The sequence below is a fragment of the Arthrobacter sp. LAPM80 genome (assembly GCF_046736435.1).
In the GTDB taxonomy this organism is placed as follows: domain Bacteria; phylum Actinomycetota; class Actinomycetes; order Actinomycetales; family Micrococcaceae; genus Specibacter.
Genome location: NZ_JBCHVD010000009.1, coordinates 172,300 through 187,932, shown reverse-complemented (window position 1 = coordinate 187,932; position 15,633 = coordinate 172,300). Strand labels below are relative to the sequence as shown.

12 protein-coding genes and 1 pseudogene are annotated in these 15,633 nt (G+C 63.7%); 5 read left to right on the top strand and 8 right to left on the bottom strand.

Annotated features, from left to right (window positions below; all coding sequences use genetic code 11):
• The first annotated feature begins 391 nt into the window (after window positions 1–391).
• The gene (locus AAGW05_RS11540; protein WP_411804668.1) at window positions 392–667 is read left to right on the top strand and encodes a DivIVA domain-containing protein; all 276 of its coding nucleotides are present in this window, start codon (window positions 392–394) and stop codon (window positions 665–667) included.
• A gap of 187 nt (window positions 668–854) precedes the next feature.
• Here the strand turns inward: AAGW05_RS11540 and AAGW05_RS11535 are convergent, their stop codons facing one another.
• The 3 genes from AAGW05_RS11535 to AAGW05_RS11525 are packed head-to-tail and all read right to left on the bottom strand — an operon-like array spanning window position 855 to window position 4,171.
• Window positions 855–2,495: an ABC transporter permease gene (locus AAGW05_RS11535; RefSeq protein ID WP_411804667.1), complete on the bottom strand. Its 1,641-nt coding sequence runs from the start codon at window positions 2,493–2,495 to the stop codon at window positions 855–857.
• Window positions 2,492–3,484: an ATP-binding cassette domain-containing protein gene (locus AAGW05_RS11530; protein ID WP_411804666.1), complete on the bottom strand. Its 993-nt coding sequence runs from the start codon at window positions 3,482–3,484 to the stop codon at window positions 2,492–2,494. Before AAGW05_RS11530 ends, AAGW05_RS11535 begins: the two co-directional genes overlap by 4 nt.
• A 12-nt stretch (window positions 3,485–3,496) precedes the next feature.
• Entirely contained in the window at window positions 3,497–4,171 is a 675-nt protein-coding gene (locus tag AAGW05_RS11525) for a TetR family transcriptional regulator (protein WP_411804665.1), read from the bottom strand.
• Between the two features lie 75 nt (window positions 4,172–4,246).
• On the opposite strand from AAGW05_RS11525, the gene AAGW05_RS11520 reads away from it, so the two are divergent.
• Entirely contained in the window at window positions 4,247–4,972 is a 726-nt protein-coding gene (locus AAGW05_RS11520) for an NUDIX hydrolase (RefSeq protein ID WP_411804664.1), read from the top strand.
• Window positions 4,973–5,040: 68 nt separating this feature from the next.
• Window positions 5,041–5,262: a PLDc N-terminal domain-containing protein gene (locus AAGW05_RS11515; protein ID WP_411804663.1), complete on the top strand. Its 222-nt coding sequence runs from the start codon at window positions 5,041–5,043 to the stop codon at window positions 5,260–5,262.
• Here AAGW05_RS11515 and AAGW05_RS11510 read toward each other — a convergent pair.
• The 5 genes and pseudogenes from AAGW05_RS11510 to AAGW05_RS11490 form a co-directional block, all read right to left on the bottom strand.
• Entirely contained in the window at window positions 5,259–6,053 is a 795-nt protein-coding gene (locus tag AAGW05_RS11510) for a biotin-dependent carboxyltransferase family protein (RefSeq protein WP_411804677.1), read from the bottom strand. The two genes, AAGW05_RS11515 and AAGW05_RS11510, sit on opposite strands and share 4 nt — an antisense overlap.
• Window positions 6,013–6,551, bottom strand: a pseudogene (locus AAGW05_RS11505) (carboxyltransferase domain-containing protein). Before AAGW05_RS11505 ends, AAGW05_RS11510 begins: the two are co-directional and overlap by 41 nt.
• A 75-nt stretch (window positions 6,552–6,626) precedes the next feature.
• Window positions 6,627–7,376, bottom strand: a complete 750-nt coding sequence (locus AAGW05_RS11500; RefSeq protein WP_411804662.1) for a LamB/YcsF family protein — start codon at window positions 7,374–7,376, stop codon at window positions 6,627–6,629.
• Window positions 7,377–7,392: 16 nt separating this feature from the next.
• On the bottom strand, window positions 7,393–8,388 hold the full coding sequence (locus tag AAGW05_RS11495) for a malate dehydrogenase (RefSeq protein ID WP_411804661.1): 996 nt from the start codon (window positions 8,386–8,388) through the stop codon (window positions 7,393–7,395).
• Window positions 8,389–8,548: 160 nt separating this feature from the next.
• Complete coding sequence (locus tag AAGW05_RS11490; protein ID WP_411804660.1) at window positions 8,549–10,687, bottom strand: beta-galactosidase; 2,139 nt, start codon at window positions 10,685–10,687, stop codon at window positions 8,549–8,551.
• A gap of 228 nt (window positions 10,688–10,915) precedes the next feature.
• Here AAGW05_RS11490 and AAGW05_RS11485 point away from each other — a divergent pair, with 228 nt between their 5' ends.
• Window positions 10,916–11,947, top strand: a complete 1,032-nt coding sequence (locus AAGW05_RS11485; protein ID WP_411804659.1) for a LacI family DNA-binding transcriptional regulator — start codon at window positions 10,916–10,918, stop codon at window positions 11,945–11,947.
• 216 nt (window positions 11,948–12,163) lie between these two features.
• Window positions 12,164–15,382: a right-handed parallel beta-helix repeat-containing protein gene (locus tag AAGW05_RS11480; protein WP_411804658.1), complete on the top strand. Its 3,219-nt coding sequence runs from the start codon at window positions 12,164–12,166 to the stop codon at window positions 15,380–15,382.
• The last annotated feature ends 251 nt before the right edge of the window (window positions 15,383–15,633 follow it).

Below are 15,633 nucleotides of genomic sequence, written 5' to 3'. Positions count from 1 at the left end.
GAGGACGGCGACCTGGGTGCCGTCACGGGTGGCCCGCTGGCGACGGCTGCCCTGGCGGCTGCCGCAGGGAAGTAACTCCAGGTTTCAGCACCGAAAAACTACGCCGGCGGTTGGCGGGTTCCGAGGGACCCCGCCAACCGCCGTCGTACTTTGGGCACACCCTGCAAAGCGCCGTCAACCGGCGGTCCGGCCAGGGCGTTCTGATGGCCGCCGGTAGCCGGAACGCAACGGGCTTTGACAGCCGGCACTTGCTATCCGCTGCTTTCGGGCCGCGGACCACCAGCATATTTTCAGGATTTCCCGCTGTTTTTCCAACAAAAAGGACTTATGGTGGGGTTTGGAACTCCACTTGCGTCCGAAGCTTGCTCCGCCCGTCGGTAAAGGTAGAAAAATGCACAGCACTGAGATTGCCCGGGTCAACTTTTCCCACACGAGGTTCCGTGAGGGATACAGGGCCGCGGAAGTTGACACGTTCATGGAAAACATCCGCCAGGCACTCGCCTTCTGGGAGGCGGGCCGTCCCGGTCCCTTGACGGCCGAGGTCGTGGACAAGGCCCGCTTCGCCCCAATCAAGTTCCGTGCAGGCTACGACGAGCACCAGGTCGATAACTTCCTCGATGACGTCATCGGAACACTCAAGGCATACGAAGCGGCTCAGCAGCGCTAATCCCGCCCTTGCATCCCCAACGCTCCCTCACTTTCGGTTGCCTACAACCCAACGCTCCCTCACTTTCGGTTGCCTACAACCCAACGCTCCCTCACTTTCGGTTGCCTACAACCCAACTCTCCGTCACATAATGAGGGAGCGTTGTGAAAAAGTGAACCGAAAGTAACCGAGCGTTTTTGGGGGTGGTCTATTCGGGGGTGATGTCACGGGTCCGGAAGCGCCACAGGCCCAGCCCACCAAGCACCACTGCAACAACTGTGAGCACCAGCAGTGGCAGCAGGTCGAAATTCTCGGCGGGCAGGCGCGGCACCGCACCGAACGGGGTGGCCTTGATGGCGCTGTCGGACAGTGAGAACAACCCGCCAAACATGGCAACCACGACCGAGACGCCATACACGGCCCAACTCAGGCTCACGCTCAGGCGCGGTGCGAAACCGTGGAGGAACAGCAACACGGCCATCATCAGCAGCACGGCCGGCCAGTAGGCAAACGACGCCCAGGCCAGTGCCGAACCTGTCGCGGCACCGTCGGAGGCGACCCCCGTCAGCCACCCGCCAAGCAGCAGCATGACGGCCGAGCCCGCCGCGGCCACCACGATGTGGGACCCCAGCCAACGGATGCGGCCAAGGGAACCCGCCAATTGCGACTCGAGCCTCCCGCCTGACTCCTCGGCGCGGGCGCCCGAAAGGCTCTGGACGGCGAACGCGCCGGCCAGCATGCCGTTGAACAGCATGAAGATGCCAAGGATGCCGTTGATCATGTCATTGGAATCGCCAACGAACGCCTTCGCAAACGCGTTGGACGGGTCAAGGATCGTGGACATTGACTTCGCCACGCCGCCGAAGAACAGCCCGGCCACCACGGCCCCGAGCAGCCAGGAGACCAGCGTTGTGCGCTGCAACCGCAGGGCCAGCCCCACGGGTGAGGCCAGGAACGCCGTGGCCCGGCCCGGTCCACGACGTTCGGGCAGCAGGCCCATGCCGAGATCACGGCGGGTCTCAATGCGCAGGGCTAAACCGCATCCGGCGACGGCCAAGGAGAGCAGCGCCAGGAACGGCCACCACGTGTCGTGGGCGAAGGGGCGCATATTCTGGCCCCAGCCGATCGGCGAGAACCAGCTCAGGGCCGTGACCTCGGTGCCGTGGGCGTTCACATCGGCGATGGCACGGATGAAGTAGAACACGGCAAGTACGCCCACGCCCAGGGAGTTCGCGCCCCGGCTCGTGGTGCTCAGCTGCCCGCACAGGGCAGCGATGCCCACAAATGCGAGCCCGACGCCGGCAATCGAGCCGCCCAGCACCCAGGACCCCGCGGGGGGCAGCTTTTCGACAAGGCTGAGCAGCGAGATGAGCAGGCCCGCCACGACGCTGAGGGCGCCAACCACCGTGTAGTTGGCCGTGCTGAAGGCGTGTCTGCCAAGCGCGGAGGCCCGCAGCAGCTCTGTCCGCCCTGCTTCCTCATCGGCCCTGCCGTTGCGGGTCACGAGGAAGATCGAGGCGAAGGCCAGGGCGACGGCGAGGGTCATCCAGATCTTGATGACGAGGATTCCGCCCAGGCTGCCGGCCGCGTAGGCCAGTCCCGTCATGGCCGCGATGGCAGGGTTGTTGGCCACGCCGGCGTACGCGTTTCTGTCCGCCTGCGTGGGAAAGGCCTCCTGCTGGGAGGAGTAGACCACGGGAATCATGATGGCCAGCACCGCGGCCCATATTGCGAGGCGGAGCCAGTTGCGGCGCAGGATGAAGCGGACCGACAACCAGTAGCCGCTCATGCTTCCGGCCAGGCGGGCCGGCCCTGCCGGGGCGCGGGAATCGATGGTCGTGGTGCTCATCGCGCACCCGCCGTCTCTTCCGCCGTCGTGCCCTTCCCCCGGCCGCTGCCTGTGGAGGAGTGCTTGCCGTTGCTGGGGGCCTGCCCGTCAGCGGAGCCGGTGCCGCCATAGTGGCGCAGGAACAAATCCTCCAACGACGGCGGACTCGATACGAGCGTCCTGGGCGTGTACGTGGACAGTGCGGCCAGGACTGCGCCGAGTTCGGCCTCGCCCACGGTGAAGGTCGCCTTGGCGCCGTCGGTCACGAGGTCGTTCACGCCGGGCACCGCCGCCAGAACAGATGCGTCCCGGTCGAGGACGACCGAAACAACTGTCCTGTGCAGGTGCAGGAGTTCATCGAGCCGGCCTGCCTCAACGGTGCGGCCCTCCCTGATGATGGTCACTGTGTCGCACAGCTTTTCCACCTCGGCGAAAATGTGGCTGGAGAGCAGCACGCTGCGCCCCTGCGCCCTGACCTCCCTGATGCACTCGGTGAACACCTGCTCCATGAGCGGGTCAAGGCCCGAGGTGGGCTCGTCGAGGATCAGCAGCTCGGCATTGGAGGCGAGTCCCGCGACAAGGGCAACCTTCTGCCGGTTTCCCTTGGAATAGCTGCGGGCCTTCTTTGACGGATCAAGTTCGAACCGCTCAAGCAGCCCGTCGCGCTTGGCCCTGTCGACGCCGCCGCGCAGCTTCGAGAGGATGTCGATCGCCTGCCCGCCGGTGAGGTTGGGCCACAGGCTCACATCGCTGGGCACGTAGGCAATGCGCCGGTGAAGTTCGACGGCGTCCTGCCAGGGATCCCCGCCCAACAGGCGTGCCGTCCCGCCGTCGGATCTCAGGAGTCCGAGCAGGATGCGGATGGTGGTGGACTTCCCCGACCCGTTGGGTCCGAGGAATCCCGCGACGGTGCCTTTTTCCACCTGCAGATTCAGGCCGGCCAGGGCAATGCTCCGGCCAAATCTCTTCTGCAGGCCGGTGACCTCGATGGCCAAATGGCTGGGAGACATGATTGCCTTTCCTTACCGCTTAACGGTTTCTCCCGCGAGAGCCGCGGGTGGGGTTGCTGTTTCGGCCACATGCGCCAAATACGCATCGAGGTAGCTGCTGTCGGTGAAGACGCCCTCGGTGTACAGCTCAAGGGTGGGGAGCATGGAGTCCGCGCTGAACTGCTCGATGACGCGCTGGAAGTCCTCGAGGCTGATCTCCGGGCGCATGGCCAGCTGCACGATCATGCCGCCGATCGCCTGGTTGATCAGGAAACGCACGCGCGCCTCCTCGTTGCGGCTCGGCACGACGATGCCGCGCTGAACGGCGTCGAGCGTGAATTCAAGGGCCTGGGCAACCATGCCCTCGAGAAATTCACGCCCCGCCGCGCCGCCCTCGCGGACACTGCGAAGGATGTAGACCATGAGCAGGCCGCCTTCGGCCGATGAAGGGAACGATGCGAACAGCCGCGATGGGGAGGTGTTCATGCTGTCGGCCTTCAGTGCCTTGTAGCGCCCAAGGACCGTGGCGTCGCACTCGGCCCGCAGTTCCTCCTTGGAGCCGAAGTGGTGGCGGACCAGACCGGCCGAGACACCAGCCCGGGCCGCAATGGCGCGTAGTGATTCGTCAAAACCCCGGGCCGCGAAACTCTCAATGGCCGCGTCCCGCAGCTTGGCCCGTCCCGTCAAATCCTCCTGAGCTGCACTCATGTATAGGACGCTACTCGCGTGTATAGCCGATGGCAATGGCCCACGAAAACGAATTTCCGCGGCTAGGCTGTGTCCATGGAACCGGATGCCCAGCTCGCGCCGTTGGAGGATGCCTGCACAGTGGTTTTGCTGCGGGAGGGCCGTGACGGCCTTGAAACGCTGATGCTTGAACGCCCCGGAAACAGCCGCGCCTTCGGCGGCGCCTGGGTGTTTCCTGGCGGAAAGGTTGACCCCGAAGACCGCTTCGGCGCTGGCGGCATGGCGCTTGATGACAACGCCGCCGCCCGGGCTGCCGGGCTGCGCGAGCTGGAGGAGGAAACCGGGCAGCGGCTGTCCCCGGACGACCTGCTGTGGCTGGCCCAGTGGACGCCCATGCAACGCATTCCCCGCCGCTTCAGGACCTGGTTCATGGTGGCCCGGGCCGTCTCCGATCAGGTGGTGTTGAACCCGGGGGAGCATGAAAAGTATGCATGGCTGACACCCGCGGAGGCCTTGAACCGGCACGCGGCCGGGACCATGACCCTGATACCGCCCACCTGGGTCACACTTCACCAGCTGACCGCTGCGGGATCGGTGGAGCAGGCGCTCGCCGACGCCCGGAACGCCACACCGCTCGCCTACAACACGCACTGGCTCAAGCCCGACGGCGACAAGCCCGACGGCGACACTCCCGCTCAGGGAGCCCCGGCCGCTGTGGTGTGGGAAGGGGACGCCGACTACCCCGGTTCGCAGCGCCCGGCCAGTGCCCGGCACCGGCTGACCATGACCGCTCTGCCGTGGGTCTTTGAACACAATCTTTGAAAATAGTGCGTGAGCAGCGCCAACCACAGAAAATACGTGGGGCAGGAAAATCAAGAAAGAAGGACACCATGGCCACGAAGAAGCACTGGAAAGATTTGAGCAAGGGCCGCAGGCGCATGATCGTGCTGGCCGGATGTGCGCAAATTGCTCTGCAGATTGCAGCGCTGCGCGACCTCTCCCAAAGAACCCCGGCACAAGTCAATGGTTCCAAGGTGGGGTGGGTAGCGGCGTCGTTCATCAATTTTATCGGCCCCATCGCCTACTTCCTGCGCGGACGCAAGGCCAACTAGCCGGGTGCGCTCCGCATACCCGTCAGCGCTCCCATCGGCGACGACGTGGCAGCGTGCGATGTGGTCCAGCAGCCGTCCTGGGGCCCACGGCGGAAGCGAACCCTGGCTCCCGGGGCGAGCTGGGCGGCCATGCCGAGATCCTCCGCAAGGACCACCCCCAGCACCGGGTAGCCGCCCGTTACCGGGTGGTCGGCTAAAAAGAGGACGGGCAGGCCCGACGGCGGGACCTGGAGTGCGCCGTCGAGCATCCCTTCGCTGGGTAATTCGATGCCGGAGCTGGTGCTGGCACGGGCCAGGGGAGCGCCCTCCAGGCGCAGACCGATCCTGTTTGACTGCGTCCCCACACGCCAGTCCTGCTGCTCAAAACGATTCAACGACTCCGGCGTGAACCAGTCGTGCCGCGGGCCAAGGAGGTAACGCAGGATCGCGACCACCTCGGGGTCTCCTGCAGTGTCCCCTGCCGCGAGTTCGGGGGAACGGTGCATGGGCGGGGCAGGCTCGGGAAAACCGACGACGCCCTCGTGGTGGCCCACGCCCAAGAAGTCCCCTGCCCGCAGTGCCTCCGGCCCCAAGCCGGAAAGCACATCCGTGGCGCAGCTGCCCAGCACCGCCGGCACCTCCAAGCCGCCGCGAACCCCAACATAACTGCGGAAAGCTGCCGTTCCAGAAGGCGGGCGCAGGGAAAGGGTCTCGGCACGGTTGAGCAGGAAGGGCGCATCGAGGGGGACGCGGCGCTCTCCTCCCGCAGCCTCAGCAATGACCAAGGTGGCGGATCCGCCGGTGACGGCCAGAACGTGGTTGCCCTAAGCGGTGAGTTGGAGCCCGGAAAGGACGGTTTCCAACCCGGGCGCCCGATCCCGTCACGCCCGCGTGGGCGAAAGTTGGCCGGCCCAAGTCCTGCACCGTGGTGGATGGCCCGGCCGCCAGAACCCGCAAGCCGTGGGTAGGGCGTTCTTGAGTGGTGCGGCCCGGCAATTGCCAGCCGCCCGGCGTCGGGCCTGGATACACGGCGGAAAAATTGCCGCCAACGGCCACCGCTCCTGCCGGCACAACGGTGCGTGGGTTGGTGCGGCGGGGGATGGACAGGGTTCGATCCGCGGGGGCGAGGTACATGAAGCCCGGTGCGAATCCGCCAAAGGCGGCGACCCAATCCTGCCCGGCATGCCCGGCAACGAGTCCTTGATCGCTCAGGCCTGTGAGCCGAGCCGCACCAGCACGGTCCGGGCCGCAGGTACTATCTCTTGCACCCCGGCTGGCCGCTCCTCGCGCAGCATCTCAGCCAGGGCCATGACCTGTCCCAGCGACCGGCACTGGAACAAAACGGTGTCCTGCCCCACGGGGAGCACACCCACCGCTGCCGTCATTTAGGCAAAGCCACTGATCGCAACGCCAGCCTCCAGCAATGCCGCCCGGACAGCCGCTGCCATCGCAACAGCACCCGTGGTGTCCCCGTGCAGACACAGGCTTTGGGCATCGAGGGCAATGCGGCTCCCGTCCACGGCAGCATCACTGTGCAGCACCGCCCCGGGCTGGGTGCGAGGAACCAAAGTGCCGTCCGGGTTGTAGGCGCGGTCGGCAAAGGCTTCCGTGACGATCCTCAGGCCGGCGTCCTGCCCCAACCGCTGCACCACCGACAGTGGCGCCACCAGCAGTGGCAGCCCCGGGTCCACGGCCAACACAGCTGACACGACGGCTTGCGCCTGGGCGCTGTGATGCACAATCGCGTTGTACAGGGCGCCGCGTGGTTTGACGTACCGCACGGTGCTGCCTTCAGCCCGGGCCATCGCTTGCAGGGCACCAATCTGATAGATCAACTCCTGGGTGAGCTCCTGCGGGTCCACCTCCATGAAGCTCCGGCCAAAACCAGCCAGATCACGGTAGCTGGGGTGGGCCCCAATCACGACGCCGGACGCGGCGGCAGTGGCGCAACTGCGCCGCATGGTGAGCGGATCGCCGGCATGAAAACCACAGGCGACATTGGCGCTGGAGACCTGGGCCATGATCGCGGCGTCGTCACCGAGTCGCCACTGGCCGAAAGACTCGCCAACGTCGGCGTTGAGGTCAAGGCGCAGTGGGCGCACGGCGGTGTGTGCTCTCACTGTCGAGGGGTCCACGGCCGCCTTGCGCTCCTTAGAGCAGGCCCAGTTCGGACACCGCGTCGCGCTCTGACTCGAGTTCGGCCACCGAGGCGTCAATGCGGCTGCGGGAGAACTCGCTGATCTCCAGGTTCGGCACAATGCTGTACTCCCCGCCGGAGGTGGTGACGGGGAAGGAACTAACAATCCCCGTGGGCACACCATAGGACCCGTCGGAGGGGACAGCCATGCTGGTCCAATCGCCCGCTGGTGTTCCCTGCACCCACAACCGCATGTGCTCAAGGGCGGCATTGGCGGCTGAAGCTGCCGAGGAGCCCCCGCGAACGGCAATAATTTCAGCCCCGCGTTTGGCCACCCGGGGAATATAGTCATCGGCAATCCACGACTGCTCCACTAGCGACGTGGCGGCAGCGCCGGCAACCGTGGCATGGCTGATATCCGGATATTGGCTGGCCGAGTGGTTGCCCCAGATGGCCACCTTCTTGATATCAGCCACGGCTGAGCCGGTCTTGGCGGCCAGCTGCGCCACCGCACGGTCGTGGTCCAGGCGGGTCATGGCGGTAAAGCGTGAGGCCGGAATGTCCTTGGCATGCGAGGCAGCAATCAAGGCATTGGTATTGGCAGGGTTGCCCACCACCACGACCTTGATGTCATCGGCTGCGCCGGCGTTCAACGCCTTGCCCTGCACGGAGAAGATGCCCCCGTTGGCGGCGAGCAGATCGGCACGCTCCATCCCCGGACCACGCGGACGTGAGCCCACCAGCATGGCGATGTTGGCGCCGTCGAACGCCTTGGTCGGATCGTCAAAGACTTCCATGCCCGCCACGAGCGGGAATGCACAGTCCATGAGCTCCAGCACGGTGCCTTCGGCGGCCTGGGCGGCCTGCGGGATCTCCAAAAGGTTCAATTTGATGCGGACATCCGGGCCCAGCATGGCGCCGGAGGCAATACGGAACAGCAGGGCGTAACCAATCTGGCCTGCAGCGCCGGTGACGGTGATGGTGACAGGGGCGGACGCATGTGCATTCATGCGGCAAGTCTAACGGCTCCCCTGATGCCGGACCGGGGCGGCTGGGCCTGTGACGCCAACTGTGGCCAGCGCTCTGGTCTGCGCAGCGCCCCCGTAACTGGAAAAACACCTGAGGGAGAGGACGGGGGGATCCCCGCCCTCATGACCTACCGACTCCTAGCTAGAGTTGAAGCACGACGGCGTTGCGTGCGGCCACCGTGACCGACCCGCCCGAGAGTACGGCACCCCCGGCGGGCTGGCCTGTTACCTGACCTGCTGGGGCCGGTGGCGCGCCGTGGTAGAGGATGGTGCCGCTGAGCTGGGGCACCACCGCATCCACGTCACCGTGGTTGAGCAGGAACAACACGCTGCCACGCTGCACCGCCTCAACACCGGGCACCTGGACCGGCAACACAGCAGTAATTCCGGCTTCGGCGAGCACAGCGGTGATAATGTCCCCGCGTCCCCTGGCATCAGGGTTCGTCCCCACATACCAGGCCACACCCTGTCCGTGGGGTCGCCGCGTGACAGCTGGCGCACCGGGCAGGTCCAAGCTGTCGAACGTGGCCTTGACGAGGACCCCCGCGCCGTCGAGAATTTCCAGTTCTTCGACCCAGCCAATGGCGTTGCCGCCCAGCCCGGAACCGTCCGCGGCCACGAGCGGTACGCTGGCGCGGGTGGCTGGAGTCTTGACCAGGGAGCTGATGGGCTCGTAGACCGCATCCAGGTCGGGGCCGTCCAGCGCCCCGCCGGCTTCAATCTCGGTGGGCTGCGGTGTGACGCCAATCGGGGCATAATCCACCACACGCACGCCCAACAAGGGTGCGAGAGGGCCCAGATAGCCGCCAAGCTGCGCATGCCCGTCCGCGTTCAACGCCCCTGTCAGGGCGCCAACCACCACGTGAGCTCCCTGCTCCGCGGCCTGGGCCAGGGCGGCCGCGAACGTCTCACTGAGCTGGAACAACGACGGCACAACAATGAGCTTGTATTTGCCCAGGTCATGGTCGGGGTGGAGGAAATCGGTGGCTATGCCCGACTCGAAGAACGTCGCATGCCAGCTCTTGGCTATAGTCAACGGCTCGATCTCCACCGGACCAATGGCATTGCGCTGGGCCCATGCACTTTCCCAATCCCAAACAATAGCCGCCTGCGCCTCAACGCGGCCACCAGCCACAGCGCTGACGCTGCTCAACGCAGAGCCGAGCTCAACCACCTCGGCCCAGGTTCGGCTTGCCTTTCCGGCATGCGGAACCATGCCTGAATGGAACGTCTCCGCGCCGGAGGCGGACTGGCGCCATTGGAACTGGCAGATGCCGTCGGCGCCACGGGCAACGGCCTGCAGCGACCACAACTTGTACTGCCCGGGCCGCTTGACGGCGTTGCGGGCACGCCACTGGACAGCGGACGTGGTTTGTTCCAGCTGAATGAACGGCTTGCCGCCGCCCAGGGAACGCATCAAATCAGATTCAAAGGCAAATTCGCGGGCAGCCCGCGGATCCGAAGGGTCCGGGTAGGAGTCGTTGCTGATGATGTCGATGTCAGCTGCCCACTTCCAGCCATCCACCCAGGCAAAAGCACCCATGAAGTTCGTGGTGGTGGGAATGCCGGGGGTGAGCTCATCCAGCACGGCTTTCTCGGCCTTGTAGCAAGCCAGCAGGGCATCGGAGCAGAACCGGTTCCAGTCCGTCATCATGTTCGGGTTGGCCAAGGTGGGCATGGCGGCAGGCGGGACAAATTCAGCCCAGTCCGAGTACTGCTGGGACCAGAACCGGGTGCCCCACACGCGGTTGACCTCCTCCACCGTGGTGTAGCGGTCCTTAAGCCATTGCCGGAAGGCTTCGGCGGACTCCGCATCGAAGCTCTCATGGACGTGGCAGCCGTACTCATTGTTGATGTGCCACATTTTCAAGGCCGGGTGCTTGGCATAGCGTTCGGCGAGGGCACGTACCATCACCAGGGCCTCACGAAGATACGTGGCGCTGGAGGGGTTGAACTGCTGCCGGGAACCATAGCCGAGCCGGACGCCGTCGCGGTTTACCGGAAGCGTGTCTGGGTGGAGATGTCCCAGCCACGGGGGAGGGGAGGCGGTGGCCGTGGCCAGATCCACGGCGATGCCGGCGGCATGCAGCTTGTCCATGACGATGTCCAGCCAGCCGAAGTCAAAGACCCCTGGCTGGGGTTGCAGCACGGCCCAGGAAAACACACCAACGGTGACGAGATTGACGCCGGCCTCACGCATGAGCGCAATGTCCTCATCAACTTTTGCGCTGGGCCACTGCTCGGGGTTGTAGTCGCCGCCGTAGGCGATTGCGGGAATCATCCCTGGGTACCTCCACTGGTCAGATATGGGCCTAGGTTTATGTGCACGCTCACACACCTTTGAGATCACTATAGGAGAGTTGCTTGAATGCGCAAAAGGCACGGTGCGGCGTCCGGTCCTGGCCCACTCGTAGCGGCTCCTTTTGGGCAGCGCGCATGCCGCCCACCTGCGATCGGCAAGCCTGGCATAACATAAGAGGAAATCCAGCCATAAGGAAATATTTCAGCAATGAGTAATGAGCGGTCTGAAGCCGGGCGCGCCCCGCGGGTTACCATCTTCGACGTCGCTGCCGCCTCCGGAGTGTCCCGGGGCACCATCTCCCGGTACCTCAACGGCAACGGCTATGTCTCTGAGGGTGCACGCCAGGCCATCAAGGACGCTGTTGAAGAAGTCGGCTACGTACCCAACACGGCTGCGCGGTCACTGGCCACTCGGCAAACCAAGAATATTGCCTTCGTGGTCCATGAATCGCACAATATGTTTTACAACGACCCCAACCTCGGCGGTATGCTCACCGCCGCCAACAGGGTTCTCTCCGAGGCGGATTTCCAGCTGGTTATCTTGATTTTGGACACCGAGCAGACCCTGAGCCGCATAGCCGGGCATCTTCGCGGTGGCTATGTCGACGGCGCAATCCTGGTTTCGGTCCGGGCCGAAGACCCACTCCTGCGCATTGTGCAGGAGCTGGGCCTTCCCGCCGCAATGGCCGGCCGGCCAGCCGGGGCGAGCAGCATTCCCTGGGTTGACGTGGACAATGTCGAAGCGGCCAGGGGCATTTCCGCACGCTTGGTAGGCACGGGGCGAAAACGAATTGCCATGATTGAGGGTCCGGAGGCCATGCGGGCAGCCAGGGAGCGACTTGCGGGGTTTACCTCAGCCTTAGGTTCAGACTTTGATGCGAACCTTGTGATTCCCACCCCGGATTGGGGCCATGAGGCGGGTTTTGCGGCCATGCGGGAACTTCTGCGCAGGGATCCTGGCATTGACGGCGTCTTTGCCGCTTGTGATGCCATTGCGATTGGGGCCATGGATGCACTGCGGGAAGCTGGAAAATCCGTTCCGGGTGACGTCGGTGTAGTTGGTTTCGATGACAGCCTCTGGGCCAAACGCGCCTTTCCCGGGTTGTCCACAGTGCGGCAGCCGGTTGAGGAAATGGGCGCGCTCATGGCCTCCTTGGTGTTGCGCCAACTCAAGGGCGAGGACCTTAGCCATGCCCATGAAATTGTCCCCACCAGCATTGTCTGGCGAGACTCCGCCTGAGTCGTCACTGCAAGGCGACCGCGACTGTCGCAACGTGGGTGCGAAGCAGCCTTGATCTGCGCCAAATATGGAGCGGAGCTGTCCCGGGATGACTGTTATCTGTAACAATCGCCCCGAGTGCGCTCTGTTGTGATAGCTTTCACACGATTATGTGTGCACGTTCACATCCCAGCGATGCGGCAGCGTGCGAGAGTCCAACCTCGATAGGGAAAATTGATGAAAAGACCTGCATTGCTGACCATGTTCAGCGCTGTGCTGGTGGCGGGCGGGCTGGTAGTTGCCGGCCCCGTTGCTGCCCAGTCCAACCCCACGGACGGCCCCGCCATGAGCGGAGTCGGCGCTGTTGCGGCACCGGCTGCGGCAATGGCCGCCGCCGCCGTGGGAAATCTGTATTTTCTTGACTGTGGTGCCGCAAGCAACGGAGCAGGCACCATGGCCAGCCCGTGGAACTCGCTGACCACTGTCAATGCGACCACCTTTGCAGCAGGTGACCAGCTGCTGCTCAAGCGCGGCAGCACCTGTGAAGGCACATTGCGTCCCCAGGGTTCCGGCGAAGCCGGGGCGCCCATTGTCATTGACGCCTACGGTTCCGGCCAGGCCAAGCCCCGGATCAATGGTGCTGGCGTCGACGCAACAGTGCAGCTTTCCAACCAGCAGTACTGGGAAATTCGCAACCTCGAGATCACTAACATCGATGCCGATACGACCGCGCGCTACAAGAATGAACGCCGCGGCCTAGTGGTCAAGGTCCAGGATATTGGCCAGGCCAACCACTACCGCATTGAAAATCTGAACATCCACGATGTCTACGGTGAAGGCAAGAAGGACCTTAAGGGCTCCGGCGGAATCCAGTTTGAGGTTTATGCCTCCGACACTGTCTCCGAGCGTGTACCCACCTGGTTCAACGACGTCGTGATCGCGAACAACACCGTTGAAAACGTCAACCGCAGTGGCATCAACATGTCCACACGCTGGAAGTGTCGTGCCGAGGTTGGCTGGGACGGCTGCCCCGGGGCCGACCGGACCAACCTGCCCTGGACTCCCTCAACGGGGCTGGTCATCCGTGCCAACACCGTGAAGAACGTTGGCGGGGACGGCATTGTTGTCCAGATGAATAAGAATGCCCTCGTGGAATACAACACCGTCTCCGACACGGCCAACATTCCCAACGGCTCCAACGCCGGCGTGTGGTCGTGGAATGCCGACGGCACCACGTTCCAGTACAACGAGGTCTTTGGCACCAAGAAGCTCCCTGGCAACAATGACGGCAACGCCTTCGATGTCGACTACGGCACCAATGACACGCTGTTCCAGTACAACTACAGCCATGACAATGAGGGCGGGATGATGCTCTTCTGTGGCTGTGGCGGACTATCCACCCAAGCCACCTTCCGGTACAACGTCTCTGAAAATGACAAGGGACGCACCAACTTTGTCGCCGGCGGCACGCAGAACGAGTACTACAACAACACGATCATCCTGCCGAACACGCCGGGTGTCATTTTGAACAACACCCAGGGCTCAGCGATGTCAATGCTGATGGCCAACAACCTGATTGTGGCTTCGGCTGCCGTACAGGATCAATCCACGGCGTCCCCCAATGCGATAAACATTAAGTGGCGCAATAATGCCTTCTCCGGTCCCGGCGGTGCCTGGCCTGCCGATCCGACAGCCGTGACCATCGCAGACAAGCTGGCGCTTGCCGCGGGCACCGGCCTGGAACGCTTCAAGATCCAGGACTCCAGAATTGCCGCCAAGGGTTTGCCTATTGCCCCCGTCGGAACAGTGGATTTCTTTGGCAACCCCGTTCCGTCCACCTGTGCCCCTGACATTGGCGCGTTCCAGTTCAGTGCAGTCGATGACAGTAGCTGTGGCGTTCACGGCGACACCATTGCCGCCGGCGCCTCATTGCCCAAGGTGCCGGTTCGCACGAACACCACCTATAAGGTCTCCGGCACACTTGCTGCCGGAGCTAAGCTTTCCGTGACCAACCCCAAGGGGTTCAACACCCCGGCCGGCGCCAACGGTGAAGTCATCTTCTCCACCGCCATGGACGCCACAACCGTTGCCGTTAACTGTGACGGCACGGCGGGTTGCTCGGCCGTGAGCATGGTTGAAATCGATGACAGGATTGTTGACGGTTCCTTTGACGCGTTGAGCAACACCCCGTGGTCTGCCTGGAATACCTCCCGTGATGCGGCCAAGGCAGTTTCCGGCACCTATGCGTTGAAGATCTCCGGCGCCGGTTCTACCGAGCAGTTCCCTGTAGTTCTCCAGCCCAACACCGACTACCTGTTCAGCGGTTGGCTCTCCTCGGCTGACGGCTCGGAGGTGCGCCTGGGCCTGAAGAACTTCACTGGAAACCAGGATGCCAACAATCCCGACCAGTACCAGAAGTTCGCCTCTGTCACCACGCCGGAGATGAAATACACAACCATTGCTTTCAACTCCGGTAACACCAAGGCAGTGACGGTTTACTGCTACAAGCCAGGTGGCTCCGGCGCGGGTTTCTGCGATGACATCACCATGACCACGGCCGTTCAGGCTCCTGTGGCGTCGCTGAATCCGGATGACACCACTGTGACAGCGGGACGCGACGCCTACTTCTTCAGCAGCTTTGTTGGTGCTCCCCGCACCTCTGTGCTCTGGCAGTCAAATGTTGCCGGCGTGTGGACGGACATTGCAGCGAAGCAAGGTACGGCACTGACCGTTCCGGCAGTGACCGCCGCGATGAACGGAACTCAGTACCGTGCACTGATCAACGGCCCGGCAGGTCAGGTTGCCTCCAAGCCGGCAACCCTGACTGTCGCGGCACCCCTGGGTGCACCCGTCATTACGGGACAGCCTGATGATGTGAGCGCCACTGCTGGTGATGCCGCAGCGTTCACCTCCGCTGCCACAGCCAATCCGGTGGCCACCGTTCAGTGGGAAAGCTCCACCGACGGCACAGTTTGGAAAGCAATTGACGGCGCAACTGAGGGGACTCTTAGCATTGTCGATCTGGGCACCAAACAGGATGGCATGAAGTTCCGGGCCGTCTTCAGCAATGCACTAGGCTCGGTGACCAGCATGGTCGCGACGTTGAAGGTTGACGCAGCGGCAACGGCTGGCCCGACTACTGGTGCAACGGCTGGCCCGACTACTGGTGCGACGGCTGGCCCGACTACTGGTGCGACGGCTGGCCCGACTACTGGTGCGACGGCTGGCCCGACTACTGGTGCGACGGCTGGCCCGACTACTGGTGCCACGAACGAGGCAACGACTGCGACAAAGCCAGCACCGACGGTCTCTGCTACTGCAGTGGCTGGCAATTCCGATGGCTCCCTGGCCTCCACGGGTGCTGCTTCGGTTTCACTGATGATTGCCTTCGGCGGATTGCTGCTCGCTGCTGGTGGTGCCGCAACCTTCATGCGACGCCGCAAGCACGCGCACTAAGTTCGAATGTCAACCGCAGCCTCTGCGCGTTTTGGCGCGGTGGACAACTTAAGAATATAGACCGTGGCCATCCTGTGTTTGACAGGGTGGCCACGGTTTTCTGTGTCCACCCGACGGCGGTTGTCCCGGAAAGGCTCCGTCACAATTCACCGGACTCTTGAATGTAATGCCCGTCACTGGCTAGTGTGTTATCCATAACAAAATTTGTGCAGGAGCACTGACCATCTCAGGCGGATACGTTCGCTAGATAC